The sequence below is a fragment of the Bacillus sp. JK106 genome (assembly GCF_053663355.1).
The window spans coordinates 356,339-382,980 of record NZ_JBSJQC010000002.1 but is presented as its reverse complement, the minus strand read 5'-3'; the positions used below and the strand labels follow the sequence as shown (position 1 = coordinate 382,980).

28 protein-coding genes are annotated in these 26,642 nt (G+C 47.1%); 8 read left to right on the top strand and 20 right to left on the bottom strand.

Annotated elements, in window-relative coordinates; translation table 11 throughout:
* Positions 1-112: 112 nt before the first annotated feature.
* Positions 113-1,672, bottom strand: a complete 1,560-nt coding sequence (locus ACWJJS_RS07565) for an MFS transporter (RefSeq protein ID WP_454023459.1) — start codon at positions 1,670-1,672, stop codon at positions 113-115.
* A 286-nt stretch (positions 1,673-1,958) separates the two neighbouring features.
* On the opposite strand from ACWJJS_RS07565, the gene htrA reads away from it, so the two are divergent.
* The gene (gene htrA / locus ACWJJS_RS07560) at positions 1,959-3,308 is read left to right on the top strand and encodes a serine protease HtrA (RefSeq protein ID WP_454023458.1); all 1,350 of its coding nucleotides are present in this window, start codon (positions 1,959-1,961) and stop codon (positions 3,306-3,308) included.
* Between the two features lie 100 nt (positions 3,309-3,408).
* Entirely contained in the window at positions 3,409-3,585 is a 177-nt protein-coding gene (locus ACWJJS_RS07555) for a hypothetical protein (protein WP_454023457.1), read from the top strand.
* An 86-nt stretch (positions 3,586-3,671) separates the two neighbouring features.
* Here ACWJJS_RS07555 and ACWJJS_RS07550 read toward each other — a convergent pair whose 3' ends face one another.
* From ACWJJS_RS07550 to ACWJJS_RS07540, 3 genes are all read right to left on the bottom strand, one after another.
* Positions 3,672-4,643 (bottom strand): glycosyltransferase family 2 protein, encoded by a 972-nt coding sequence (locus tag ACWJJS_RS07550; protein ID WP_204530487.1) that lies wholly within the window; start codon positions 4,641-4,643, stop codon positions 3,672-3,674.
* Between the two features lie 11 nt (positions 4,644-4,654).
* Positions 4,655-6,793, bottom strand: a complete 2,139-nt coding sequence (locus tag ACWJJS_RS07545; protein WP_454023456.1) for a glycosyltransferase family 39 protein — start codon at positions 6,791-6,793, stop codon at positions 4,655-4,657.
* A gap of 183 nt (positions 6,794-6,976) precedes the next feature.
* Positions 6,977-7,927 carry a ring-cleaving dioxygenase gene (locus ACWJJS_RS07540; protein ID WP_077722102.1) on the bottom strand — a complete coding sequence of 317 codons (951 nt, stop codon included), beginning with the start codon at positions 7,925-7,927 and terminating at the stop codon, positions 6,977-6,979.
* Between the two features lie 322 nt (positions 7,928-8,249).
* Here ACWJJS_RS07540 and ACWJJS_RS07535 point away from each other — a divergent pair, with 322 nt between their 5' ends.
* The 6 genes from ACWJJS_RS07535 (at position 8,250) to ACWJJS_RS07510 (ending at position 12,724) form a co-directional block, all read left to right on the top strand.
* A complete protein-coding gene (locus ACWJJS_RS07535) occupies positions 8,250-9,566 on the top strand; it encodes an APC family permease (RefSeq protein ID WP_003154801.1) in 1,317 nt (438 codons plus the stop codon).
* A gap of 285 nt (positions 9,567-9,851) precedes the next feature.
* Positions 9,852-10,469 (top strand): DUF47 domain-containing protein, encoded by a 618-nt coding sequence (locus tag ACWJJS_RS07530; RefSeq protein ID WP_003154804.1) that lies wholly within the window; start codon positions 9,852-9,854, stop codon positions 10,467-10,469.
* 12 nt (positions 10,470-10,481) lie between these two features.
* On the top strand, positions 10,482-11,480 hold the full coding sequence (locus tag ACWJJS_RS07525; RefSeq protein WP_003154805.1) for an inorganic phosphate transporter: 999 nt from the start codon (positions 10,482-10,484) through the stop codon (positions 11,478-11,480).
* 104 nt (positions 11,481-11,584) lie between these two features.
* The gene (locus ACWJJS_RS07520; protein ID WP_057079950.1) at positions 11,585-12,331 is read left to right on the top strand and encodes a type II toxin-antitoxin system SpoIISA family toxin; all 747 of its coding nucleotides are present in this window, start codon (positions 11,585-11,587) and stop codon (positions 12,329-12,331) included.
* Positions 12,332-12,502, top strand: a complete 171-nt coding sequence (locus tag ACWJJS_RS07515; RefSeq protein WP_003154807.1) for a type II toxin-antitoxin system SpoIISB family antitoxin — start codon at positions 12,332-12,334, stop codon at positions 12,500-12,502.
* A gap of 96 nt (positions 12,503-12,598) precedes the next feature.
* Entirely contained in the window at positions 12,599-12,724 is a 126-nt protein-coding gene (locus ACWJJS_RS07510; RefSeq protein ID WP_003154809.1) for a hypothetical protein, read from the top strand.
* A 34-nt stretch (positions 12,725-12,758) separates the two neighbouring features.
* Here ACWJJS_RS07510 and ACWJJS_RS07505 read toward each other — a convergent pair whose 3' ends face one another.
* The 16 genes from ACWJJS_RS07505 to ACWJJS_RS07430 all read right to left on the bottom strand — a co-directional run bounded on the left by ACWJJS_RS07505 (position 12,759) and on the right by ACWJJS_RS07430 (position 26,603).
* Entirely contained in the window at positions 12,759-13,637 is an 879-nt protein-coding gene (locus ACWJJS_RS07505; protein ID WP_024085195.1) for an N-acetylmuramoyl-L-alanine amidase, read from the bottom strand.
* 13 nt (positions 13,638-13,650) lie between these two features.
* The gene (locus ACWJJS_RS07500; protein ID WP_003154813.1) at positions 13,651-13,914 is read right to left on the bottom strand and encodes a phage holin; all 264 of its coding nucleotides are present in this window, start codon (positions 13,912-13,914) and stop codon (positions 13,651-13,653) included.
* A gap of 13 nt (positions 13,915-13,927) precedes the next feature.
* Positions 13,928-14,191, bottom strand: coding sequence for a hemolysin XhlA family protein (locus ACWJJS_RS07495; protein WP_146276589.1), 264 nt, complete (start codon positions 14,189-14,191; stop codon positions 13,928-13,930).
* 51 nt (positions 14,192-14,242) lie between these two features.
* The gene (locus ACWJJS_RS07490; RefSeq protein WP_146276587.1) at positions 14,243-15,004 is read right to left on the bottom strand and encodes a phage portal protein; all 762 of its coding nucleotides are present in this window, start codon (positions 15,002-15,004) and stop codon (positions 14,243-14,245) included.
* Between the two features lie 56 nt (positions 15,005-15,060).
* Positions 15,061-15,258: an XkdX family protein gene (locus tag ACWJJS_RS07485; protein ID WP_003154819.1), complete on the bottom strand. Its 198-nt coding sequence runs from the start codon at positions 15,256-15,258 to the stop codon at positions 15,061-15,063.
* A gap of 4 nt (positions 15,259-15,262) precedes the next feature.
* Complete coding sequence (locus tag ACWJJS_RS07480) at positions 15,263-15,634, bottom strand: XkdW family protein (RefSeq protein WP_070081681.1); 372 nt, start codon at positions 15,632-15,634, stop codon at positions 15,263-15,265.
* A 12-nt stretch (positions 15,635-15,646) separates the two neighbouring features.
* Positions 15,647-17,269: a pyocin knob domain-containing protein gene (locus ACWJJS_RS07475; protein WP_146276585.1), complete on the bottom strand. Its 1,623-nt coding sequence runs from the start codon at positions 17,267-17,269 to the stop codon at positions 15,647-15,649.
* Between the two features lie 2 nt (positions 17,270-17,271).
* Complete coding sequence (locus tag ACWJJS_RS07470) at positions 17,272-17,544, bottom strand: hypothetical protein (RefSeq protein ID WP_003154822.1); 273 nt, start codon at positions 17,542-17,544, stop codon at positions 17,272-17,274.
* Positions 17,541-18,119 (bottom strand): YmfQ family protein, encoded by a 579-nt coding sequence (locus ACWJJS_RS07465; RefSeq protein WP_007407262.1) that lies wholly within the window; start codon positions 18,117-18,119, stop codon positions 17,541-17,543. Before ACWJJS_RS07465 ends, ACWJJS_RS07470 begins: the two co-directional genes overlap by 4 nt.
* Positions 18,103-19,149, bottom strand: coding sequence for a baseplate J/gp47 family protein (locus ACWJJS_RS07460; protein WP_070081679.1), 1,047 nt, complete (start codon positions 19,147-19,149; stop codon positions 18,103-18,105). Before ACWJJS_RS07460 ends, ACWJJS_RS07465 begins: the two co-directional genes overlap by 17 nt.
* Positions 19,142-19,567: a DUF2634 domain-containing protein gene (locus ACWJJS_RS07455; RefSeq protein WP_454023455.1), complete on the bottom strand. Its 426-nt coding sequence runs from the start codon at positions 19,565-19,567 to the stop codon at positions 19,142-19,144. The genes ACWJJS_RS07460 and ACWJJS_RS07455 overlap by 8 nt, the downstream gene beginning before the upstream one ends.
* Before the next feature lie 103 nt (positions 19,568-19,670).
* Positions 19,671-19,937 (bottom strand): DUF2577 family protein, encoded by a 267-nt coding sequence (locus tag ACWJJS_RS07450; protein ID WP_070081678.1) that lies wholly within the window; start codon positions 19,935-19,937, stop codon positions 19,671-19,673.
* Complete coding sequence (locus tag ACWJJS_RS07445; RefSeq protein ID WP_039251762.1) at positions 19,937-20,914, bottom strand: XkdQ/YqbQ family protein; 978 nt, start codon at positions 20,912-20,914, stop codon at positions 19,937-19,939. The genes ACWJJS_RS07450 and ACWJJS_RS07445 overlap by 1 nt, the downstream gene beginning before the upstream one ends.
* Positions 20,915-20,927: 13 nt before the next feature.
* Positions 20,928-21,587 (bottom strand): LysM peptidoglycan-binding domain-containing protein, encoded by a 660-nt coding sequence (locus ACWJJS_RS07440; RefSeq protein ID WP_070081677.1) that lies wholly within the window; start codon positions 21,585-21,587, stop codon positions 20,928-20,930.
* Entirely contained in the window at positions 21,580-26,463 is a 4,884-nt protein-coding gene (locus tag ACWJJS_RS07435; protein ID WP_454023454.1) for a transglycosylase SLT domain-containing protein, read from the bottom strand. The genes ACWJJS_RS07440 and ACWJJS_RS07435 overlap by 8 nt, the downstream gene beginning before the upstream one ends.
* Positions 26,451-26,603 carry a hypothetical protein gene (locus ACWJJS_RS07430; protein ID WP_015239684.1) on the bottom strand — a complete coding sequence of 51 codons (153 nt, stop codon included), beginning with the start codon at positions 26,601-26,603 and terminating at the stop codon, positions 26,451-26,453. The genes ACWJJS_RS07435 and ACWJJS_RS07430 overlap by 13 nt, the downstream gene beginning before the upstream one ends.
* Between the last annotated feature and the right edge of the window lie 39 nt (positions 26,604-26,642).

The following is a 26,642-nucleotide window of genomic DNA, read 5'->3' as shown; positions in this document are numbered from 1 at the left end:
AATATTCTAACAAATTATATTAAAAAAGGATGAAACATGCAATATACCATTCTGCCATTATGGGAAAAAACAAACCCTTTTCACCGGGAAAAGGGTTTGCTGGTAGAAAAAGTTACATACCGTTTTTGTTTATAGGGTGACCCCGAAACTGTCTGACCGCACTTCTGTATTCGCGATCGGGAATGACCTGATGCCTGATCGGTCCAGGAGCCTGCGGCGAAGGCTCTTCAGCCGCCTGCTTACAGACGGCATGCGGTTTATGCGCCAGCTTATGTCCCATGCCGGTCGCATTCATGACAAATGATAAACACACTAAAAGCAAGCTTAAGATGAAAGCAATAAGAAACAAATCGCTGTATGTCCCCATCAGCAGGTCATGCGGCGATTGTGTGCCGCGCGCGCCCCGAAGCATGCCGGAAGCATCTCTTTTCGTAAAATACCCTATTAAAACAGGTGCGCCCATATAAATGAACAGCCTTAAAAACTGAACGGCCGTCATGCGTTTTACCAGTTCCGGAAGCGGTCCGCCCAACGCGGCGCCCATCAGTCCGGCTGCTACGATAAGCCCTGTCCCGGCCGCCAGCATCACGAAAAGCCCAGCAAATAGAATAAGGGGTATATGATGATCCGCCGTCATCCATTGGAAATTCACGAACACCAGTATAACAGAGCCTGTTATGCCGAGCATGCCCGGACCGACTTTATCATATGCTAATGCACTGATAACAGCGGCGATGGCCACGCCTCCCAAAAGGCTCGCATATAGGAATATCTGTTGAGTTTGTGACATGTGATATGCGGTCTGAAGCTCCCCGTGAAATGCAGAAAGACTGACCGCTATGGAAATACTGCCCGCAGCGATCATGAAAACACCCAGAATCGGCTTTGGAATCAGCATAAGTTTAATCGAAATCAGCGCATGTTCGTTTCTGTACTGCATGATCAGCAAGATCAGAAGAATGACGATGCTTCCTCCAAATCCCGCCAATGTCTGCCATGATGAAAAGCCCCATTTCGGCAGATGAATAAATGTATAGGCGGTCAGCACGGCTGATACACCCGCTAACAGAAAACCGATGCCGTCAAATGGAGATTTTTCAGTATTTTTATGAGCGTCATCCCGCAGCCACATATAACTGAAAATGAGGCCGAAAAAAGACAGCAGGCCAAAAATGCCGAACAGCCAATGCCAATGGCCGGCGCTTGCCGCCGCCGTGCCTAAAACGGTCCCCATAATGACGGACCCGTAAAATCCGCCGATTAACACAAATAATGCGTAATTCCGGCGTTCAATCGGAAACGAAAGCACCAGCATCGGAATCATAATCATCAGCATAGTGCCCGCCGCAGCTCCCTGTAAAAAACGGCCCGCGGCGAGCGGATAAATATCATTTGTCACAGCAGCAAGCAGCGCTCCGATGACACCCGCGGCCATCGAAATCATATAGACAGGCCGGGAGCCGAATCTTTTTCTTAAATACGGCCCCGCCGGCACGAATAAGGCAAATGCCATATTACCGATAATAATCGGATGAAGAGAGTCAAAGTTTTCCCCGCCGACCGTCTGCCGGACAAGGCTTTGGACAGCCGAAAGAGCGGTATTCGACATCAGCCCCGGCCCGACCGCCAGCACAGCAAGCAGAGAAATGATCCAGTGATGTTTTTCTTTCATTTGACAGCTCCTTTCTTAATATTTGACAAAGTGAAAAAGCTAACAGATTTCCCCCATTAGCTTGACAGAATTTTTCATATCTTTTCATGTGAAGAATTGAACATAATATCTCATTATTATTTCAAATCCGATGGAAATTGTCAATATAAAGCGCCGCCGTCCGATTTCGTCTTTTTCACAATTTCCCACAATCTTTTCATTATTATCCCACACTTTTTGTTTAAGATGGAGTCAGTAATAATAGGCAAATCATGCTATGATGAAATAGAGAAACGGAGTGAACATGATGGATAACTATCGTGATGAAAATCGGACAGACCAAAAAGAACAGGAAGTCCTTTTAGTAAAAGAACACCCACAGCCGGCCGGATATTCCGCGCCGGACGAGGACAAGAAAAAACGAAGCTTCGGCTGGTTCAGACCGCTTCTCGGCGGAGTGATCGGCGGAGGGCTCGCCCTCGGCATCTATACATTTACGCCGCTTGGAGACCATCAGACTCAAGATACTTCCAATCCGGCTCCCGCTCAGGAAACGTCATCGGTAACCGCTAAGCAGACATCTTCTGAATCCGGCAGCGGCAAATCGGCAAACAGCTCATCGGCAAATTCAAGCAGCATTTCGAATATGGTGGAAGACATTTCACCGGCGATCGTCGGAATCACCAATCTGCAAAAGCAGCAAAGCAGTTCCGATTTATTCGGATTCGGTTCAAGCTCGGATTCAAACTCTAATTCGTCGGGTGATGATGCGGAAACGGGATCGGGTTCAGGCGTTATTTTTAAGAAAGCGAACGGCAAAGCGTATATCATTACGAATAACCACGTGGTCGAAGGCGCCTCTTCCCTTAAAGTGTCATTATATGACGGCACCGATGTAACAGCTAAACTCGTCGGCAGCGACTCTCTGACAGACTTGGCCGTTTTAGAAATCAGTGATAAACACGTAACAAAAACGGCAAGCTTCGGCAGTTCATCCGCTCTCAGAACGGGTGAATCCGTCATCGCCATCGGTGATCCGCTCGGAAAAGACCTTTCCCGCACCGTCACACAGGGCATCGTGAGCGGCTTAAACAGAACCGTCTCGATCTCCACGTCAGCCGGTGAGTCAAGCATCAACGTCATCCAAACCGATGCCGCCATCAATCCCGGAAACAGCGGCGGACCGCTCTTGAATACAGACGGCAAAATCATCGGCATCAACAGCATGAAAATCAGCGAAAATGATGTAGAAGGCATCGGCTTTGCCATTCCGAGCAACGATGTAAAACCGATCGCCGAAGAGCTTCTCACGAAAGGACAGGTGGAGCGCCCTTATATCGGCGTGAGCATGATCGACTTGGAACAAGTGCCGCAAAACTATCAGGAAGGCACACTCGGCCTCTTCGGCAAACAGCTGAATAAAGGCGTTTATATTCGCGAAGTGGCGCAGGGATCACCTGCAGCCAAAGCCGGATTAAAAGCAGAAGACATCATTATCAGCTTAAAAGGGAAAGAAACTGACACGGGCAGCGAACTTCGCAATATTCTCTACAAGAATACAAAAGTCGACAGCACCGTTGACGTGAAGATTATCAGAAACGGCAAGGAAATGACGAAAAAAATGAAACTGACTCAAAAAGAAGAAACATCTTCTTAACAAAAATCCAAGGCAGCCGCCTTGGATTTTTTTATATACAGCTGAAACTTTAGGCCTGGATCAGCCGTATGACTCAGTGTACAAAGGAGGATACATACACATGAAACAAACCGGACTTTTGCTGGTCGTTACCGGCCTGATCTTGCTGCAGCTGAGCATTCAGCTTCCTCAGCAAAACACTGCTTGGGGAATGACGCTTGGTGCAAGCATTTTACTGAACCTTTCGGGAACCGGACTGATCATGCGCGCTCTGCACACGCAGACCGGCCGCAGATGAATGAAAAAAGCCGCGGGACATTCTGTCATCCCGCGGTTTTTATTTTACATAAAAACACCCTGTCCGCTGGCCGGACAGGGTGTTTGTTAAGACATATGCTGGTCCCGATAAATCTTTTCGTTTTTCATACCGTACGCTTTTTGCACGATATAGAGCGGACGGTCTTTTGCTTCGTCATAAATCCTTCCGATATATTCGCCGATCATTCCGAGCATTAATAGAACGATGCCGCTGAATAACAGCTGTATCACAATCAGAGAGGACCAGCCCGTAATGGTGCTGTCTGTAAAAAGCTTCATGTATAAAACGATAAACATATAGAGAAAACCCGCTCCGGACATGAGCATTCCCGCATAGCTTGCCGCCTTGAGCGGTTTATGAGAGAACGTTGTGATCCCGTCCATGGAAAGCTTCAGCATTTTTTTAAGCGGGTATTTCGTTTCCCCCGCAAGCCGCTCATCTCGTTCATATTCTACAGCAGTCTGCTTAAAGCCGACCCAGCTGACGAGTCCTCTGACAAAAGGGTTTTTTTCTTTTAATCTTTTCATCTCATCACAGACTTTTCTGTCCAGCAGGCGGAAATCCCCGGTGTCGAGCGGAATATCAATATCAGTCACGCTCCGCAGCAGCCGGTAAAACAGAGAAGCCGTCTGTTTCTTGAAAAAGGTTTCTCCCTTTCGTTTCGTTCTGACGGCGTACACCACATCGTAGCCTTCTTTCCACTGCTCAATCATATCAAGGATTAATTCAGGAGGGTCCTGCAAATCGGCGTCAATGACGGCGATTGCATTCCCCTCTGCATAATCCATACCCGCTGTGATCGCGATCTGATGTCCGAAGTTTCTGGAAAAATCAATAATTTTCACTCTCGGATCAATCAGACTTTGCTCTCTTAAAATCTCAATACTGCGGTCTTTGCTTCCATCATTGACAAAGATCAATTCATAATTCTCTTTTGTTTGATCCATGACTTCTTTCAGGCGCTGATAGGTTGTCTGAATGACGAGTTCCTCGTTATAAACCGGGACGACTATTGAATATTGAATATGTCTGCTCATGTTTTTTCCTCCTATTCATCAGATTGCAGTTCGTATAGTGAAGCTGACTGATTCATTCCGCCCGGCCCGCCGCTCATCCGGCTGTTTTTACCCGCGGCCTTGCTGCTTTTTGTATCAGCTGCATCATGATTTTTCGTTTTCTGATCTGTGCTTGATTGCCATTTGTCTGAAGATACTTTCTTTCCGTTTTTCTCAACCCATTCAACAATATCGTTGTTTCCACCTTTGCCCATTCCGGATGTTAAGAAGTATTTTACTTTCCCTTCTTTTACGAGCTTTTTAAATTGAGTCAGCGTAATGGCCGGGTCAGACCCGCTGAATCCGCCGATCGCCATGACCGCTTTTTTCGTTTTTATAATGTAAGGCGCCGCTGTGTTGGAATCGGTTGTAGCAAATAGATAGTCCGCTCCGGCGTTATGCTTCTCTAAATAGTTGATCAGTTTTGTATTGACAGATGCGTTATCCATTCCCATGCCTTTTCCGCTTGCTGACGCAAGCTGAGGGCCTGTTTCAGGCAATGAGCTGTTGCCTCCGTACAGAAGCGGTGTGCTCGCCCAATAAATCGGCATCCCCATCAAGACGAGAAGGGCTGCAAGTGAAACATAGTAACTGAGCGGTTTTTGACGCTGTTTGAACACGAACAGGGCGATTGCAGCCACTGCGCCGATAACACCTGCTCCGATGCTCCAGCCCGCGCCGATTTGATCATTGTAGTTTCTGAGGATAAACAGCTCAAATCCGGTTGTCACAAAAATAGCGGCCGGCAGAAGCCAAGTTTTCCAGCCTGTCTGCTCGCGGTACAGATGAACGAGGGCGACCCATCCCGCACCGGTAAGAGCAGCAATCGGAGGCGCCAGCATAATGAGATAATAATGGTGGAAAAATTCCGCCACACTGAAGAATCCGGCAATCGGCACAAGCCACGCTGCCCAAAAGATCGTTTCCTTCTGTTCTGCTGATAATCTTCTTCTTTCTCTCGCCCCGGCGATCAATAAACCGGCCAATCCAAAAATCGCAAACGGCAGGAGCCAGCTGATCTGATCTGATAATTCTTGTTGGAAGAGTCTCAGCGGACCGGGGGTTCCCGTACCGAACATTCCTGAACCTGACTGCATTTTCGAGCCGGTGCCTGTACCGCTTTTTCCTCCGCCAGGACCGCCATTGCCGCCGTCTCCGCCGCTTGGAGGGCCTCCTTGACCGCCGCTTGGCATTTGGCCGTTAGATGGAGGTGCCGTCATACTGCCGGTTTGTGATTTGTCTCCGCTTGCTGACTGGCCGGGCGGTTTTTGCATTTGTGAAGAACCGCCGGAAGAAGACATCTCTTTCGATGCGTTTCCGTCGGGCCCGCCCTGGCCGCCGGAACTTTGCCCCGTCAGCCGCTGAATCCCGTTATATCCGAAAGCCAATTCCAATACGGAGTTTGTCTGGCTGCTTCCGACATATGGCCTTTTTCCGGCAGGAATATTGTCAACAATGAGCGGCCATGACAATGAAACGGCTGCTAATACGGCCAGCGCGCTTACCAGTGAAATGATTTTTTTCTTAATCGTGGTATTTGCCGCCATCATATAGAACAGCAAGAAGGCCGGTAAGATCATATAAGCCTGAAGCATTTTTGTGTTAAAGCCTACTCCGACGACAAAAAATGCCGCCAAAAGCCAGATCAGTTTTCCTTTTCGAATCGCTTTAAAGAGAAGCCATGTGGCGAACAAGAGGAAAAAGACCAGCAACGCATCGACATTGTTTGTGCGCGCTACGGCTACAGCAATCGGTGTACACGCCATGACAAACGAAGCGATGCGCGCCGCCGTTTTTCCGAACGTCGGCTTTATTAATAAGTACATGAATAGAACTGAACCTACCCCCGCCAATGCCTGAGGCAGGATGACACTCCACCCGTGCATACCGAATATCAGCGCGCTGATCGTTTGAATCTGGTATGTAACAGGCGGTTTATCTACCGTGATAAATCCGGCTGCGTCAAATGAAGCGTAAAAGAAATTATGAAAGCTTTGAAGCATACTCGTGACCGCTGCGGTGTAATAAGGATTCACCGTATCGTCATTCCAGATGTTGTACATATTCAAGAATGCGGAAGCGAGTAAAATGAGGATTAAGACCGCGTCTATCTCGCGTTTTTTCATTTTCACCTGTGTTTTCACTCCTTTTGTTTAACTTTGAACAAGTGTAACAACCAAATGTGAAAAATTTATTAATAAACAAAGACAATTATTTTGCCGTTTACAAATAGGTAAAAAGAATGACAAAACGGGTAAAAAAGCAAAAAAAAGATGCCCCCGTCAAGCCGGAAGGCATCTTTCATTATTTCTGATTTACTGAATCGGTTTCAGCCGCGCTTCTATTTCAGAACGGCGGTGTTCGAGATAAGGCGGGAGCGCAACCGTTTTGCCTAGCTCCTCAGGTTTTTCATCAACCATAAATCCAGGACCGTCCGTTGACAATTCAAACAGAATTCCGTTCGGTTCCCGGAAGTACAGCGCTTTGAAATAATAACGCTCTACAATGCCTGAGTTGCTGAAACCTTCTTTCGTAATGATGCGGTGCCATAAAGCAAGCTCCTCCTCATTCTGAACACGGAAGGCCACATGGTGCACGCTGCCTTTTCCCGGACGCTCGCGCGGAAGATCGTTTCTTTCAATGAGATGGACTTCTGTACGCGCGCCACCGTTTCCGGATTCGAGCACCGTAACCGTGCCCCGGTCTTCATGTGTTTCTTTCCCGATTTCAGTGAAGCCCAGCACATCGGTTAACACACGCAGCGTCGGTTCTGCGTACGGGACGGTTAATTCAACGGGACCAAGACCGCGGAAAGAATATTCTTCCGGTATGCCGCTTTGCTTCACCGCTTCACCGATGTCTTTTCCTTTTTCGTCAGCTGTCAGCACAAGCCGCTGTCCTTCATGATCCTGAAAAGCGAGTGTGTCCCTGCCCGCTATTTTCACGATCTCACTGTGAGAGACCTGATGCTCTTCAAATCGTTTTTTCCAATATTGAAGCGCTTGTGCATCCGGAACACGCAGGCCGATTGAAGAAATACTGTTTGTCCCCGCATGGAACGGCGCGATCCGCGGAATCTCGAAAAACGTCAATTCCGATCCCGGATTGGCTGATTCATCACCGTAAAATAAGTGATACATCGTCGGTTCATCCTGGTTTACCGATTTTTTCACAAGCTTCAGCCCCAGGATATTTCGATAAAAATCTAAATTTTTCTGCGCATCAGCCGTCAATGCTGATACATGGTGTATTCCATTAACTTTCATTATATTATCCTCCAGTCAATTATCTCGATTTCGAGATATTTTATATATACAATTTATGTTATCCGGATCGTAAAGTCAACCCATCTGCTTCACAGACGGTCTGCAGACTGCCGCTCTCAAAATAACGAACTTTTGAAATTAAAAAACCATTAATGTTCGCTTTTAAAACCGAATTTTTTCCTTCTCAAAAGCAGAAACCTCTCTCTTTTAGGCAAAACACTAAAATCAGAAAATTTATTTTATTCGTGTTTCAGCAATTAGGGTTTACAATATGGAAAATAGTTTTTTCAGCATGACGATTTTACATCTGGAGGGAAAGGATATGCAGATTGAAGAGAACGGACTTAAAAAAGAGATCGGCCTTACCATCGCCCTCTCACTTGTTATCGGCACCATCATCGGTTCCGGCGTATTTATGAAACCAGGCGCCGTGCTTGCCTACTCCGGTGATGCGAAAACCGCGCTTATCGCGTGGCTGTTAGGAGGCATTTTGACGCTTGCCGGCGGCTTGACCGTTGCGGAAATCGGCACTCAGATTCCGAAAACGGGCGGACTTTATACATATCTCGAAGAAGTGTACGGCGAATTTTGGGGCTTTTTGTGCGGATGGGTTCAAATTATCATTTACGGCCCCGCCATTATCGGAGCAATCGGCTTGTATTTCGGCTCTTTGATGGCGCACTTGTTCAATTGGGATTCCGGCTGGTCTAAATTGATCGGAATTTCAGCCGTTTTGTTTTTAAGCATCATTAACATTATCGGAACGAAATATGGCGGCATCGTACAGGGAATTACGACTGTCGGCAAATTGATTCCGATTATCTGCATGATCGTGTTCGGCCTTTGGAAAGGCGATCAGCATATTTTCACAGCCGTCACAAGCAGCATGTCGGAAATGAATTTCGGCGCTGCCATACTGGCCACCTTGTTTGCTTATGACGGATGGATTCTGCTTGCGGCACTCGGCGGCGAAATGAAAAATCCGGAAAAGCTGCTCCCGAGAGCGATGACGGGCGGACTTTTGGTCGTCACCGCCATTTATCTTTTCATTAACTTTGCGCTGCTGCACATTCTTCCTGCGACCGACATCGTCAAACTCGGTGAAAATGCGACCGGCACCGCTGCCGGAATGCTGTTTGGCGACATCGGGGGAAAATTGATCAGCGTCGGAATCATCGTCAGCATCTTCGGCTGTTTAAACGGAAAGATTCTCGCTTTTCCGCGTGTCTCGTTTGCGATGGCGGAACGGAAACAGCTGCCGTTTGCCGGACAGATTTCGCGGGTGCATCCGACGTTCCGCACTCCGTGGATTGCCGTGTCATTTCAGATCGCGCTGGCCATTATTTTCATGATCGCCAGCAATCCCGATAAGCTGTCTGAAATCTCTATTTTCATGATTTATATTTTTTACGTCATGGCTTTTTTCGCCGTGTTTATTCTCAGAAAAAAAAGCGGCGGAAAACCGCGCGCCTACAGCGTGCCTTTGTATCCGATCATTCCTGTTTTGGCCATCGCGGGTTCACTGTTTGTGCTGATCAGCACGATCATTACAGATACACTGAGCTGCGCGCTGTCCCTCTTGATCGGCCTCGCCGGGCTGCCGCTTTATTTTTGGCTGAAAAACGGCAGAAAAAACTGACAAAAACGGTTCCTTTTACAGGAGCCGTTTTTTTTCTGGCAAAATCACGTGCAAAAGTTGACAGCAAATTCACATCTTTTGTTATACTTTTTAAGCAAGATGTCTGAATTCGAAGTATGTTACGTTTTTTTGGCGAAGTGGGTAACATAAGAAAAACAGGATGAGACACGTTTTTACGAAAAAATCAAGAGGCGTTTTTTTCGACTTTATCTGTTTTTTTTCGACAAAAGGCTATATAATAATTTGATGTGTGCATTGTCTCATTCAAACAATGGAGGGTTTTTAATGATAAAAAGAAAAAAAGATAAGTTCTCACTCCTTTTAACAGAAATCGCAAAAAACATAGACGAAACCGCAGAATACTTTGTCAACTTTAAAGTGACGAACCAGACGACTTTAAAGGAATTTGCCGATACGTTAAAAGAGTTTGAAACAAAAGGAGATAATCATGTTCATGTCATGATTAAAGAGCTGAACAAAGCTTTTATCACTCCCATTGAACGTGAAGACATCCTTGAGCTGACAAACAGCCTCGATGACGTGCTTGACGGAATCGAACATTTTTCTGCAATGATGGAGATTTTCTCGATCACTTCTTCAGATGAGCATATCGATAAGTTCAGCGGATACATCAGAGAGTGCGCGAAGGAAATTTTAATCACGATTGAGCTGCTTGCAGAAAACCGATTGAAGGACATTCACCCTCACGCCATTAAAATTAAGGAATACGAGCACAGCTGTGATAACCTGCACCGTAAATCATTAAAAAATCTGTTCGGCACAGAAACCGATCCGATTAAAGTGATTCAGTACCGCGAGATTTACGAAACGCTTGAGGAAATTGCCGACTCTTGCCAAAGCGTTGCCAATAACCTTGAAACCATTATTATGAAAAACGCGTAACGAGGGGTTATAATGGATACTCTATTACTTTTAACGATATTAATTGTCATATGCGCTTTGGTATTTGACTTCATTAACGGATTTCACGATACCGCAAACGCAATCGCCACCTCAGTTTCGACAAAAGCGCTGAAGCCGCGGCACGCAATCGTCATGGCCGCCATCATGAACTTTCTCGGAGCGATGACATTTACCGGTGTGGCGAAAACCATTACGAAGGACATTGTGAATCCTTATACATTAGACAACGGGTCAGTTGTCATTCTGGCGGCTCTACTCGCCGCAATCGCCTGGAACTTGATCACATGGTATTTCGGCATTCCGAGCAGCTCTTCACATGCGATTATCGGAGCGATCGCCGGAGCGGCCATTGCAGCGTCAGGTTTTGCGACGCTTAATTATAAAGGGTTCATTAAGATTATCGAAGCACTTATTTTATCGCCGATTATCGCCTTTGTTCTCGGCTTTATCGTATATTCGATCGTGAAGCTGATTTTTAAAGACAGCAATCTGGCGAAAACAAATAAACGCTTCCGCAGAGTGCAGATTTTGACGGCTGCCATTCAGTCCTATACACACGGAACGAACGACGCGCAAAAAGCGATGGGTATCATTACGATGGCGCTTATGACGGCCAATTTACATAAAAGTGATGCCATTCCTTTTTGGGTGCAGCTCTCTTGTGCCCTGGCAATGGGTCTCGGCACATCCATCGGCGGCTGGAAAATCATTAAAACCGTCGGCGGAAAAATTATGAAAATCCGTCCGGTAAACGGCGTATCTGCCGACTTAACCGGCGCAGCCATTATTTTCGGGGCCACGTTTATTCATCTCCCTGTCAGCACGACGCACGTCATTTCGTCTTCCATTCTCGGTGTGGGCGCTTCCCACCGCGTAAAAGGCGTAAACTGGGGAACGGCTAAACGGATGCTTATTACATGGGTCATCACCCTGCCGATTGCAGGTACACTCGGCGCCATCGCCTTTTTCATCTTAGATCTCTTTTTCTGATGACATCCGCTTCTTTACAGAAGCGGTTTTTTTTGTGACAGGAAAATGATGTCATGACATAGAATGAACATAGCAGACCATTTTTCGAATTGTGAGGGATGCTCATGCTTTTGTTTTTTCAGATCATGGTGTGGACGATGGCGGCCGCACTCATTTTATATGTGTACGCATCCTGGCGGTATGAGGCAAAGGTAAAAGAAAAAATGTTTGCCATCCGTAAAACGTGGTATTTACTATTTGTAGTAGGCGCCATGGTCTATTGGACATATGATCCCGAATCGCTCTTTGCCGCATGGAGACAATATTTGATTGTTGCCGTCTGCTTTGCCCTTATTGATGCGTTTATCTTTTTGAGCGCGTATATCAAAAAGCTCGCCGGCAATGAATTAGAGACGGATACGCGGGAAATTTTAGAAGAAAATAACGAAATGCTTCACTCCTATCTTGAAAAACTGAAAACCTATCAATATCTGTTGAAAAATGAACCGATCCATGTATATTATGGAAGTACAGAAGCTTATGCGGAAGGCATCAGCAGACTGCTGGCCGCTTATGGAGAAAAAATGAATGTCACGGCTTCCTTGTGCGACTATTCCGCACAATCGGATAAGGACCGCTTGACGGAGCATATGCCTGATGCGGCGGACGTTCAGTCCCGTCTTAACCGTAAAGACGTCTACTATGATCAAAAAGGCAGGCTTGTGCTTATTCCGTTTACAGTCCAGAACCGCCATTACGTGATCAAACTCACGTCGGAAAACCTGTTGACGGAATTCGATTATTTGCTTTTCACATCGCTAACGAGCATTTATGATTTAATGCTGCCAATAGAAGAGGAAGGTGACGGTTAAATGGAGCAGGCATTTCAAAACGGGCAGCCGGAACAAAGAGCGAAACCGTTCAAAATGTTTAAAAAACGTTCAATGACAAGTATCGCAAGTTACCAGGTCAGCCCTCATACCGCCAGAATTTTCAAAGAAAACGAGCGGCTGATTGACAAGTATAAACAAAAAAAAGCTTGATTACACTAAGGACAGGAGACACGGCTCTTGTCCTTATTCCTTTTTTCCTTATCTTTCATATAATAAAACCAACAAAGAGATGCGACAGGTGATGATGTGAAGAAAATTGTCAGGCGTGTAAAGTTTGTGGATTACGGACGCTTCGGGCTTTCCGCTTATTCGCTGAGGATGCGGGCGAGGAATCTCGGGCTATTGAACCGGTTGAAAAAGAAAAAAGGCTGAATCCCGCAATGTGAACGGGACTCAGCCTTTTTTGTTAAAGCTGCATCAGAATTTTCGCTTTTACAGCGGGACCGTAGACGCCGTCAGACGTCAGTCCGTTTACAGATTGGAAGCGGGCCACGGCATCTGCCGTTTTCGGACCGTAGATACCGTCAATGCCGTTATTGACAGCTCCTTTTTCAGGATAGAAATAAAGCGCGGCGAGCGCGTTTTGCACCTGGTATACCTTTTCACCGGACGTGTACGGCTCTGTCAGCTTGATCACCTCGTCCGGAAGAGAATACAGTGCTTCAACCGGCGGGCTGACGATCAGCACTTGTCCGACTTTAATCAGGTTCGGGTCAGCGATGTTATTCCATTTCTGCAGATCGGCCACGCTGACGCCGAATTTCCGCGCGATCGCCGACAGCGTATCTCCTTTTTGGACGGTATACGTCTGTCTTTCCTCAGAACCGATTCCCGCTTTAAACTCATCCCATGTATCCAGCAGTCTTCTCGGACAAAGCTTTCCTGACCAATGCTTGTGCGCAACGACATTCGCAAGCGGGATGCCGTGCGACGTCATTAATGTGCGGATGAGCCATTGGGCGTTTGCCACGGCCTGTGAAAAGTTGCCGTCTGCGTTTTCACAAATTTCAATACCGATGGATTTACGGTTGCCGTCCCCGTTTCCGTCACCGGCATGCCAGCCGTTTTCGTTCAGCGGAAGATGCTGATAAATTTCCGTATCATCGACTGTGAAATGCCAGCTTGTCGGTGTATCGGGATTTTTCACATAGCTTGCGTGACTTTTGGCGTTAGCTCCGACTGCGGTATTGGCTGTATTGTGCACCGTAATGTAAATCGGTGTCATTGCATAGCCTGGGCGGTTATTGTTTCCTGCCGGGATAAAATCCTGTGTGATTTTTACCATATTCTCATCTCTCCTATTTCGATAAATTGTTTATTTTTAATAAAGCCTGCTGTTTTTTCCCTTTTGCTGTAACATAATTGTTTTTAAACCAGGCGGCGGCAGTCGTTATGATTGTAAAAACGGCCGACCCGGCGGCATACAGCGTATCTGCAAGCTGGCTGACCTGGTCCTCCTGAATATTCAGCGGCGATTTGCCGAACATCAGCAAAGTTTGGTTCAATAAAGCAAGCAAAAGAAGCACCGTCCTGACGACCGTGCCTTTGTCCGCAAATTTCATATCGGTTTCCCCCTTACTTTTGCAGCAGATTGTACATGATGGCGATGGCTCCGCCAATGACGCCCGTGCAGATTGCTGTCACGATCGCTCCTGTAATGGTCCGCTTAATCCATGTTGTGTTTTCGTCAATTTTGTTCAGTTTTTCATTCAGCGTCATGATTTGCTGACCCTGCCGGTCTGATACCCGCTCTAATACGGCTACCCGCTGTTCAAGCACCTTTTGTTCACCTTTGATGCCTGCGAATTCTTTTTGCACCGCTTGTTCATCCAGAAGCACTTCCGCTCCCCCCTCTTACATTGTTCTCACCTCCCTTCGGAAGCTTCATTCTTAAGAAAATGCCGTGCCTTTGACAGAAAGGCTCCCGCCGGAAATGCTTTTGATTTCCATGAGGATTTCCTTAAAGCCGGCAATATCAAATGACCACACTTCTTCTGTGCCTGACGTACCGGCGGCTGATGTCCCGTCATCAGACCTGATTCCTCTGATCGGCACATTTTTTCCCGAGATGGATCTCCCCCAAAACGCGACATGGCCCGACTCAGCCGTGCCGGTGATTTCGACGAGAAGTTTTTTCCAAGCGCCCGCTGAGAAGATGCTTCCCTCGCCCGCCTCTGCTGCATTTTCATGAAAAATCACGTCTGTATATGAAAACGCCATATCACCGCCCGAACCGACAGATTGGTATAAAACAAATTCGGACTGTTTTTGATTTCCATTTTCAAAACGGAACCGGTAATATCTTTTTGTCAGGCAGACCCACCCCGAAGCGGTCAGCACTCCGCCTTTTACTGCGACAGAATGTGAAGCTGTCCACGAATTGTTATCCTCGCTCTCTTCGATAAAAAGAGTTCCGCTGCGGTCCGAATAAGCCCACCCCTGTGCTCTGTCTATTAAGACGGCTCCTAAACGGTCTTGTCCGAATTGGCTGTAGACTTCAATCGCTTCTAGCGGCGTATTGGTAAGAAGCTCTGCCATTCCGGACAAATCAGCAATCGGTGTGACATAATCGTTTTTGTTACCGCGATAAGCTTTTACGGCGCCGGGCCTGCCAAGTTGATCGGCGGGAAATTCAAATGAATGCTTTTTCATCGGCCGTCCTCCTTTTCTCATTTATTAAAAATGACAAATAAAAAAAGCCGTTTGGCTTATGACACAGCATTTTTATAGTTTTCGTATGTTTCACCCGTTATTTCTTGAAATTCCTCAGGCGTGATATACTTCGCGGCCACACCTTCAGCCAGATCTTCGGCAGAGCAGTCATCATAGCCCATAGCCTGTTTTACCATTTCTGTTGAGGCCCACTCATAAAACAAGGCGTAAACCCAAAAGTTAAGCTTTTTCATTTTTTCATTCTCCTTTTACGTGTAAGAGTTCCAGTTTTAAAGACGCTAATTGCCTGCCGAGTGACTGCTGCGCTTGTTCGGCTGCTTTTCTGGCCAATTTCTCATTCGCCAGCTGTCCGCCGAGGCCCGCAAGCTGGTTTGAATCGGGAGCCGTATCTTTTTTTAAGCTCTCTTTATATGCTTCGTCAGCGGTTTCCACCCATTCATGTTTCTCTTCATCAAAAAATGGGCGCCACATGCCTTCGCCGTTTATTTCCGGCGGAAAGTCCGCAGCGTTAGGCGGCATCATATAATCTCCTGTCTCAGAATCCGGATAAAGCTCAACCGGAGTGCCTGTATAAATGTTGTCATTGTCATACGGAAATATTAATTTCATATTCTCGCTCCTTTACGTGAGTGCCAAAACAAGGTCAATATAATAGCCGTTCACGTTATTTTCTATATTGGCCATAATTCCCGTCAGCTTCATATCTCCATTAGAATAGATAATAAATTTGCTGTAACCGGTGGTGCCGCTGGCTGCAACCATAGTCACAACGCCTTTGGCCGGCGCACAAGAGGACGGCACACTCCCGAACACCACTTCTCTGTCCGTAAGAACGTGTCCGTTCAGGTGAAGGGTGTTTCCCACTTTGCGGTATTGAAGCGGCCTGTCTCCTGATTTAGCCCCATTTTTATAAGGAACATTTATCCAAGGTACATTCTCAGTATCAAGTTCGGTAACGAGGCGACGCCAGCCCTGCCAGCCCAAGTTCAAATCCAAATAGTTCGTGAACATATTATTTTTATAATCGACGGCAAGGACATACCCAAACGTTCCTTTCCCCTCACTGTCAAGAGAGGTAAAATGAAACATGCCGCGGGTTGAAGCGTTGCTCGGACTGTTTGCCGCTTTGCCGGTTGAATAAAAGGTGCCGAACGCCCTGCCGTTTTTAACGATTTTTTCAAGAAAGTTATCATCATCACCAATTGTCAGAAGATAGCCGCCGTTATCGTTTGTTATTTTCGAAAGCTGTGCGCCGTTCCACATATCTTTATCCGCCTGTGTGACATGAATATCTTTTTTATTGGCGTGAGCGTCTACTTTTGCTTGAGAGCCTGAATCTGTTTCTTGTTGGCTCCATTCCGACCATACGCCTTTAGTGCTGAAACTTCGGACGTATATGGGATTTCCGGCGGCCACTGTGTCTATAAACATTTGGACAAAAGTCGGTGATGCTCCGCGGGTTCTTTGCATGACAATTAATTGTCCGTATTCCGCAGGCTTATTTTCCGTATGCTGAACTGATATATAGTAGATGCCGGACGTTTTTATATTGTCTAAGTTTGTTTCCGTTACCGTTTTAGCATTCCCGTCATTGTCAGTCAGATTGAATAACTGCCCTGCATTCCATTTGTCTTTGTCAGATTTGGTTACATGAAGATCTGTTTTGTCGGCATGCTCATTTACTTTTGCTTGTGCTCCGGCAGCTGTTTCAAATGGCATCCATTCCGTCCAGATGCCGTTTTTCAGTGTTTTTCTCCAAAATCCCCCGTCATCTGAGAAAGCGACCGCCTCTCCGTTATTCTTTGAAGAATAAAGGTATATACCCTCTGACGGTTTAGGCGGGGTATTTATTCCAGTTGCAGCTGCTGAGAAAGTAAAGGTCTTATTCTGGCTGGCAGCGGTCTGATGAAAATCCTGTCCGTCAGAGATATTAATAAAAGCGGAGCCATTATCTTTTGTGATTTTAGAAAGCTGAGCACCGTTCCAAACAGCCCGCTCTTCTTTCGTCACATGCCGGTCCAGATCTTGATTGTGCTGGTCGAAATCTTTTTTTGCTGCCTGCTGGACGTTGTCCACGTTTCCGAGGCCGATTTGCGCCTTTGTCGTTTTGTGCGGGTTGTTCATGTCGTTTTTATGGGCCGCCAGATCCGTGTGGGCGTCTTTTATGCCTTTTTCCCAGCGGTTGACATCATCTTCATTAATCGGATCGTCCGGAAGCCAGTCTGTTTTTTCTTCGTAAGCCATCGTTACACCACCTCAAAGGTAAATCTTAAATCAAGCGTTCTGTTATTGCTGAGATCTAAATTTGTTTTTCGTTCTGTAATGACGCTTCCTGTTTCGTCAAGCATCTGCACGGTTTCAATGTGTTTGACGTCTTCTTCCCTGCGTGTGAGAACGGTGACTGCGGCATCTTTTACGGAAATGTCCGCAATCGGAGTTTCTTTGCCGTTTAACAGCACTTTTGTGATCCTGTTTTTCAGATCGGCTGCGGCACGCTGTCTGTAAGCGGCTGATATCATGGTAAGACCACCTCGTTATTGTTGAGTGTGACGGAATAACCGACCTTCAGTTCACTGACTTTTCGGTATCTCCGATTGTTGAGAATGACCCGGTCTTTGATTTCCAGTGTTTCGTTTAATGCGGCTCTCAGTGTATACGCCAAATGAGCGGGTTTGATTTTTTCAAGCGTTTCAATCAGCTCGTTCATGTGCTGCAGGTCATCAAGCCCGATATCGGCATAAAAACGATACTGCCCCGGGAACATCCGAACATAAGCTGACGGATGTTTTAAAAAACGGTTTAGCGCCTGCTCGATCGCTTGATGGGTGATGGGCGGAATATTCGACATCTTCGAAATCAGCCTGAGCCGTCTCATATCCTCCGTGTCACCTGATTCCCGCGGTATTTTTAATATTTTTTCCCAGCGGTCAAGCCCCCATGTCGCCGTCGTGATAAAGAGCTGATCGGTCAAATCGAAAATATCGTTATTCTGCCGCTCAAACTCAGGAGCTTCCGCCTCAAGCAGTTGTGCCATCTCTTTTAATCGGGTTAAAAACGGCGGGAGGTACGCCGTCATCTCATCGAGTCTGCTCAAGGATTCTCACCTCTTTGAGTTTAGGAATTTCCACGTCACTGAGCACGAGGTTTTCCGCCGCACCGTTCATTTTGATATCGGCGTAGTCACTGACGGATGCCGAGTTATAAACGATGTTGTTAATTTGTGATAAACGGACGGTGTTTTCTTCGAAGGCCATTTTCTTAAATAAATTCAGGACGCCTTTTTCAATCTCCGCTTTTACGTCATCGATCGAGCTGTTCAGCTCAGGCAGCACGGAAGCGGAGATTTCGATTTCTTTCCATACGGCGCTTTCCACCGTTACTGCCGCTCCGATCGGCGCCTGTCCTTCTCCCTGCCCTTCGTCCGGATCAATATAATCCTTTACTTTTTTGATCAGAATATCTGATGCCGGTTCCAAATTCGCATTTGTGATGACAACTTTCACCGTTCCGTCTCCGTTCCAAAGCGGAAAGATTTTCGCCCTGCCGACGCCGTCAACCTCTTCGGCCCATTGTTTATAATGCTGTTTATTTGCGCTGACTGCTTCCCGGCGGACACGGGTAAAATAGCGCGCCCTTAAGCTGTTGTCGTCTTCTTCCTCACGGCCGGGAATCAATATATCGCGCACGACTGCTTTCTCAAGCCCGGGTATCGTATCAAGCGGCAGCAGGTTTTGCCCTGAAATGCCGGCATTGCCCGCTTCACCGGCTGTTTCACATTCAAGCGTTCCATCCCCCGTATATTGAAAATACAGGTTATCAACGAAGAAACGGGAGCCTGGCGGAATGGTGATGCCCGCTGTGAATTCTCCGGCTCTGACCGCTTTTGTGGCAGGTGTTCGTTCAATTCCCGCTTCAGCAGCACGCCTGTCCAGAAATTCTCCCTGAGCCGTATCGGAAAACACGAGCTCCAGCACGGTATCCAGCCAAATATAAGACTTTGCGAGCTCAGCGGCCGCAGGCGCGAGCGCATTGTAAATGACGCTGCCTTCTCTCGTATCAATGTCCGCCGTAACGCGCGCCAGCATTCTGTCCATAATGTCGTCAAACGTCTGAGCTTCAAACATCCTCACCCAGCACCTCCTCTATCTCAAGCATGCCCTCATCAGTTTCAACGGTAAAAGAGACGATGAAGGCATCATCTTTTTTCTCAATCTCAAAATTGGTAACGGCCAAAATCCGGTCATCATACAGCAAGGCTTCTTCTATCAGTCTTGGAATCTCCATTTTTTTATAAGCATCCGTCGTGTTCTGATCTGAAAGCACTTCCTGAAGTTCGTTTCCGATATCATGGCTGAAAACCGAATATATATACCGTTCTGTGTGAAGAGCGATATAGACGAATTGTCTGATTGCGTCCAGTCCGTTTATCAGTTCATTGGTAATCCGGTTGTTTTCAAAATCAATTCGGTAGGTTTGTGAAGTCTCAACGGCCTCACTCGCATCCTCCAAATCTTCAAATTCGATTTCCGGTGTCAGGGCCATTGCACCCGCTCCTTTTAGATTTGTTCATGTAAAAAAGCCCTCTTCGGCAGATGAAGCGGCTTTAATAGGCTGATATTCTCGTATATCTCCGTCCGGATGCAGGTTAAATTTTGTCCAGTACAAAGAAAGACTGTCCTCCTGTTAAAGCGGCGGTCATCACCCGATCTCCCGCCTGGAGCTGATCATCTTCTCCGGATCTCAGCCGCTTCGGCACAATGAGTGCATCAGACGGAATCAAAAGTTTGTCGTGATCTTTCAGTTTCAGCTCGAGCGGCGAAACGGAGGTCACTTCGGCCGGGATCAGCTCCACCGGCGCTTCGGCGTCAACCGCTCCGACGGCTAAATGTTTAATGGCATCACTTAATCTCATCAGGATGTCCCCTCCGGAAGTGAATTTTTCTCCGTGACGTCAATCGTCATGGTATGTTTTGTTCCTTGGAATTCATGGCGGTCCGTATCTACATAATAGGTTTTCTTCAGCCCGATTTCCGGAATTGAAATATAGACAGGCAATCCGCTTTCCAACCCAGGAATACCGATCGCCTGTATATTTTTCAGCTCTTTTTTAATGCCTTTTTTCTCAGCCTGCTTCACTTTTGCGCGCTGTTTCAGCTGGGCTTCGTTAATGTCGTCAGAAACCGTTTCGGTATACTGCAAAACGCCGAATGTTTTCATGCCGGCGCTGTCTGAGGCGGAAGCCTTTATCGTTTTATTGTCTTTTTGCAGCCGCATGACGACACGGGTTGCGGTGTCATCAATTGAGGTGCTGTATTGATACCCTGTAATATTAACTCCTGTTTCCAGCACCCATATGTCAGACGGCTCCGGCCATTCACGCAAGCCGAGCCTGCCTTTTTCTGAATAGAGCTGATAATTGCGCCCCGTCTGGCTTTTTGTCTGCTTTAACGCTTTTAGCATCATATCGTAAAGGCTTGTATCATTTTTAAAAACGAGTGATTTAATGGTATGGCCTGTGTTCGCAATGGATGTGACGGGAATTTGAAAATCGCTGGCGATCCTTTTTAATATTTGATCGGCGCGCTTGTTGGAAAACACGTAAACGTCCTGGTTTTTCACAAGGTATTGGAGCATATCGTATGCGGTGAAGGCGACGGTATGCTCATCGGGCGTTCTTGCAAAAACAATGCCGCGGAACAGCTCTTTTCCGTTCCATTTGAACAAAACCGTATCCCCTTCTGATACGCCGTAATACGTCTGGCTGCCCTGCTTTACGACAATCGTCGCTTCGATGGAGCGGGGCGCCTGATATCTGTGTCCTTCCAGCGTTACGCTTTCTGTGACAAGCTCGAGCCACTCCGTTTCTTTTATGACAAATAGTTCAATCATCTTTTCACCCGTTTCATTGCGGTATCTTCAGCTTCTGCCCCGGGAAGATCCAATGCCCCGGCTGCCGGATATTCCGTTTGCTGCGCTTAATCATGGCGGTTTTATTCGCGTTCCAGATTTTCCGCCACTCTGTGTGTTTTCCGTAAAACCTGCCGGCGATGTCCCAAAGCGTATCCCCTTTTTTGACGGTATATGTTTTGGGTGAAGCTTTGGACGGGCGCTTCGCTTTCGTTTTTTTCTTTTGTTTGATTTTTCTTGGCGAAGCGGTTTTATATTCTTTCAGTACGATATCAAAATTCCGGTCGCCGATTTCATTGTCACCTTCGCTGTAATTAAAGCTTTCAATACTGCATGTGACATTGATTTTTGTCCCTGTAATCAAAAACTGAACGGGTTTTTTCGCTTTCATCCATGTTTCAATGGCTGAAATGGCTTTTTCCGGTGAAGGAATGCTTTGATATTCGACAATCGGGCTGTACCGTTTCGGAAAAAAAGAAGAGAACGAAATTTCTTTCGCTCCCGGTTCTTCGATAAACGTCACCTCTCCAAGTCCGGTGACTTTCACGGAATCATTCTGCACGCTGTTTGCGATATCAATCGCTTCAGGGAGAACGGGAAGCCGGAGCTTGTCCTTCCCCTGAGACAGCCAAAATTCGTAAACAGATTTAGTCAAAAGCAACGGCCCCCTTTGCTCCGGTATAAATGTCTTTTTGCAGTTCATCAATCAGCGCCTGTTTGATTTTGGCGGCGAGGCTGTCGGCGTCCTGTCCGTTATGGAAATGCTGATCGCCGCTGAATTCGATTTTAATTTCTTTTGTTCCCGTTTTTTGAACGGTTTGTCCGCCGCCTTTAACGGCTGCGGATACCGTGCCGGCTGAAAGCGCCGCCGGTTCCGTCTGGGACGGATCGGACACTTCCATGCCGAGCGCCTGAGCCGCTTTTTGCAGCAGATAACGGCCGCGGATGCCCCGCTCTTCAGGGATGATCCACTCCCGTTTGTTCCCTTCGCCGACACGGGCGATCTGCTCCTTGGTAATCAGACCCCCATTGGCATAACCGACGTAAGGGCCGCCATGAGCCATACTTTTAATCCCGGGGACATTGCTGATCGAGCCGTATCGGCTTTTAATATAGCCGATAGCGGCAGCGGCGTTGTGGATTGGATTTCTGATATCATTCATGCCCGGCGCTTTGTGATCTTCAAAGGTGCTCGGAATCGTTTGCATAAGCCCCTGTGACGGGTGTCCGGCTTTGGCGTTGCTGTCCCATAGATTAATGGAATTAGGGTTGCCGCCTGACTCATGCTGTGCGATCGTCATTAATCCCGGAAGCCAGCTGATCGGCGTATTGGTTGCTTTCATTGCGGCCAAAAGCCATTCTTTGACGCTTCCTCCCGCTGCACCCATGCCGGAAAAGGCTGCTGCAAGCGAGCCTGCCTGTTTTTCGGCGTATTTTTTCACGTCAACTGAGCTGAGGCCTTTGACGACGCCGACTGAAGCAAAGCGTCCGAGACTCATCATGACACGGGAAGGAGAGTGAATATCAAGCTCTTCCCTGAATGCGTCCTCTACTTTTTTGGCCATATCTTTGGCCGCCTGTTTGACTTCGCTTCCTTTTGCAGTCATTCCTGATACGAAGTGTCCGATCAGGCCTGATCCCCAGCCGTTCGCGGAATCTCTTGATTGAACAAACGGTTTATTGATATGTGTGCTTACGTATTGCGACGTTCCCGTATCTTTTGCATTCTGTCCGGCCGAATATCCTTTCACTGTGGCGGCGCCCCATGATGACGATTGATTAACCGCCGATTGATAAGGTGTTTTCACCTTTGTTTTTAAAAACGAATCGGTGCCCGTCGGCGATGTATTCTGACCTTTGGCATAGCCCGCAGCGACTTGCTTTCCGTAACCGGGTGAAGACGAAATGAGGGCATTGAACGGCGTTCCGATGTTTTTCTCCTTCCAGCCGTCCATATCCACCGATTTATTGCTGATTCCGCTGTCAAAGCCTTCAGTAAACTGTTTGCCGAGTGATGAAGCCGTCCCGCCAAGTCCGGATGCCTCTACAGACACTGCGGCCGATACAGATGCAGAAGAAGAAACACCGCCCGCTCCCGCCGGCACAGCGGAAGACTGAGCCGAAGCCGCACCCATATCATCGACAACACGCATGCCGAGCTTAGACGCAGCTTGTGAAAGCAGCATCTTCCCGCGGCCGCGATTGTTGTCGACGGGGATGACAAATTCTTTACCGGCTTCACCGATCCAGGAAATGGTCGGCTTTGTAATGTAGCCGCCCGTGGCGTTTTTGTCCGTTTTTTTCTTTTTATCTCCGCCGCCTCCTGTGACAAAGTCCATTACGCCTGAAATCAATTTGCCGCCGGTTTTATCCCAAATCTTTTTCACCCAGTCGAATGCTGCAGAAAAAGCATCTGATATGGCTGTTCCCACTTTTACAAGAGGTTCTTTTATATGTTTCTCAAACCAGCCGCTTAACCCTTTCCATATATCCTTTACCGTATCTAAAGCAGTCGTGAAAGCGTCTGATATTCCTTTTCCGACTTTTTCCACCATGTTTTTCACCGGGTTCCAGACAATATCCATGAACCAGCCGGATACCGTACTGAAAACAGATTTAATTTTATCCCAAGCTCCTGTGATTTTACTCCAAATGGACGTCGCTACTCCGACGACAGCCGATTTTACGGGCTCCCAGACAGTGCTCATAAACCAGCCGGATACTGTGCTGAAGACACCTTGAATCGTCGTCCATGCATTCACGATATTTGACCAGATGCTTGTCGCCACTCCGACGACAGCCGTTGAAACCGGCGTCCATACATTCTCCATGAACCAGGATGACACCGTGCTGAAAATCTCTTGAATCGTCGTCCACGCATTCACGATATTTGACCAGATGCTTGTCGCCACTCCGGCGACAGCTGATGAAACCGGCGTCCATACATTTTCCATGAACCAGGATGAAACGCTTCCCCAAGTATCTTGTATTGTTGTCCAAGCACTTTGCGCCGCTTCGGAAATATCATTCCATGTGTCTTTCAAAGCCCCTGAATCAAAGGCCTCTCCCAAGCTGGAACCGCCTAGACTGCCGGCGATGCCGCCTACCGCGCCGCCGATTAATGTGCCCACTCCGGGAACAACGCTGCCGATTGCCGCTCCGGCCGCGGCTCCTGCAAGACCGCCGCCTGCTGAGCCGACCTTCTCTCCTGCATTATCTTTATTGATGCCGGCTAAATCAGTAAGTGATAACAATTCACCTATGCCGGGAATTCCTTTAGCGGCACCTTTTAACCCTTTCATACCGCCTTTCAGCGCCTTTGAATCTCCTAAGCCTTTCAAAAGCCCGCCGATGCCTTTACCTGCCCCTTTTGTTTTCGGCGTGTTTACGGATGCCTGTTTGCTTTCCTTTACGGAGGAACCTCTTTTCGAAGATTTATTCCGCCCTTCGACTTTACTGCTTTTGCCCCTCGTCACTCCGGTACAGCAGCAGCAGCCCCCCAAAGCCCCGCCGGTTTTTTTGGCTGACCTTCCTGAAGATTTCGGTGATGGTCCCGTGCGCTGCGGACCCTTTGTCAGCTCAGGACGCTTCGGGCTGTTGGTGCCGCCGGCAGAAAGGCTCCCCTTACTCTTTTCTTTTTTCGTGCCGCCTCCTAATAATCCGCCGATATTGAGTTTGCCTAATTTTTCAGCGATTCCTGAAAATATTTTTTCTATTAATTCCCCGGCTTTTTCGATGATTTTGTCCGGGCTGAATTTCTCAAATTTCTTGGCAATCTTGCTGACAATTTTATCAACAAATGCCTCGGCTTTTTCGATGATCGCATCAGGGCTGAACTTGCCGAACTTTTTATCAATGCCTCCGAACAGTGATGATGTAAACTGCTCCACTTTTTCCAGAATCTTATCCGGATTGAGAAAATCGAATTTCTCAGAAATTCGGTCAATCGTGTCATTTACAAATTGTTCGGCGCGGTCGATTAGCTTATCAGGACTGAATTTACCGACAACGTCGTCGACTTTCTTCATAAACGAATCAGTAAAATGATCCAGCTCTTTCAATATGGTCTCCGGACTGAATTTGCTGACAACGTCATCAACCTTTTTCATAAATGAATCAGTGAATTTATCCAGTTCTTTCAATATGGCTTCCGGACTGAATTTACTCACGATTCCGTCTACCTTTTTCATAAACGAATCAGTGAATTTATCCAGCTCTGCTAATATCGTTGCCGGACTGAATTTGCTTGCGATTTCATCCACTTTCCCCATGAATGAGGTCGTGAACTTGTCCAGTTCGGCTAATATCGTTGCCGGGCTGAATTTGCTTGCAATCTCGTCCACTTTTCCCATGAATGAGGTTGTGAACTTGTCCAGCTCGGCTAATATCGTTGCCGGGCTGAATTTGCTCGCGATTTCATCCACTTTCCCCATGAATGAGGTCGTGAACTTGTCCAGTTCGGCTAATATCGTTGCCGGGCTGAATTTGCTTGCAATCTCGTCCACTTTCCCCATGAATGACGTCGTGAACTTGTCCAGCTCGGCTAATATCGTCTCCGGGCTGAATTTGCTTGCAATCTCGTCCACTTTTCCCATGAATGACGTCGTGAACTTGTCCAGTTCGGCTAATATCGTTGCCGGGCTGAATTTGCTTGCGATTTCATCCACTTTCCCCATGAATGAGGTCGTGAACTTATCCAGCTCTGCTAATATTGTCTCCGGGCTGAATTTGCTCGCGATTTCGTCCGCTTTCTTCATAAAGCTTGCAGCGAATTTATCCAGTTCCGCTATGATTGTTTCCGGATAAAATTTGGATGCGATGTCATTGACTTTTTTCATGAAGGTGTCTGCAATGGAGTCAAGCATTGAAAAATCATTTTTCGGCGAAGCAGGAGCAGCAGATGCAGAAGCTTTTCCGACGTCCGGCATATTCTTTTGCATTGCAGCCAGCTGTGCTGTCACCTTTTCGTTTAACGATAATTGAATGACATTGTTTTTCCCCGTCAGCGAATCAATCCCCGCTGAAATTCGGCCGACTGTTTTCATGACGTGATCTATGACGCGTATAGTGACAGAGTACCCGTTCTTTAACGCAGATTGCATGTAGCGTTTGATACGTTCCATGGCAGGAGTCACTTCGTCTGACGCATACAGTGAAACGGTAAATCCTTTAAAACCGGCAGCCAGATCCCGCAATCTCTCAAATGCCGCTGTCGCGCTGTCTTTTGCTCCTATTTTAACGGTTAAAGACGCAGGCAGACCCGCTAATTGGGCTTGCACCTTTTGAATGACGGCACTGGCTCCGTCTTCAGCTGAAATAGAGATCATTTGTGCGCCCAGCTTTCTTTTCATAGAGCGCTGGATGCGGTCAATTGTTCTTAAAACAGATTTACTCTCTTTGCGTATATCAATTTCACTTTGGCGTTTTGTCATTTTCCTGTATTTCTCAAACGCTCTGAAGCCATTTTGGATTTTCCTTATTTTCTTTGAAACCCGATCTTCCAATTCAAAACGGGCGGTCAGCTTTGCCATGATGTCGCTCCCCCTTTCTTCGCTTGTTTTTCAAGAATGTCCAGCTTGTAACCGATTAAACCGTACAACAGCGCCTTAAAATGTCTCGGTGCTTCATATAACTCTTTCAGTTCTGATGGAGAATAATGAAGCTCATGCATCGCGTAATAGAGATACACGGCTTCCTTATTCCCATCTTT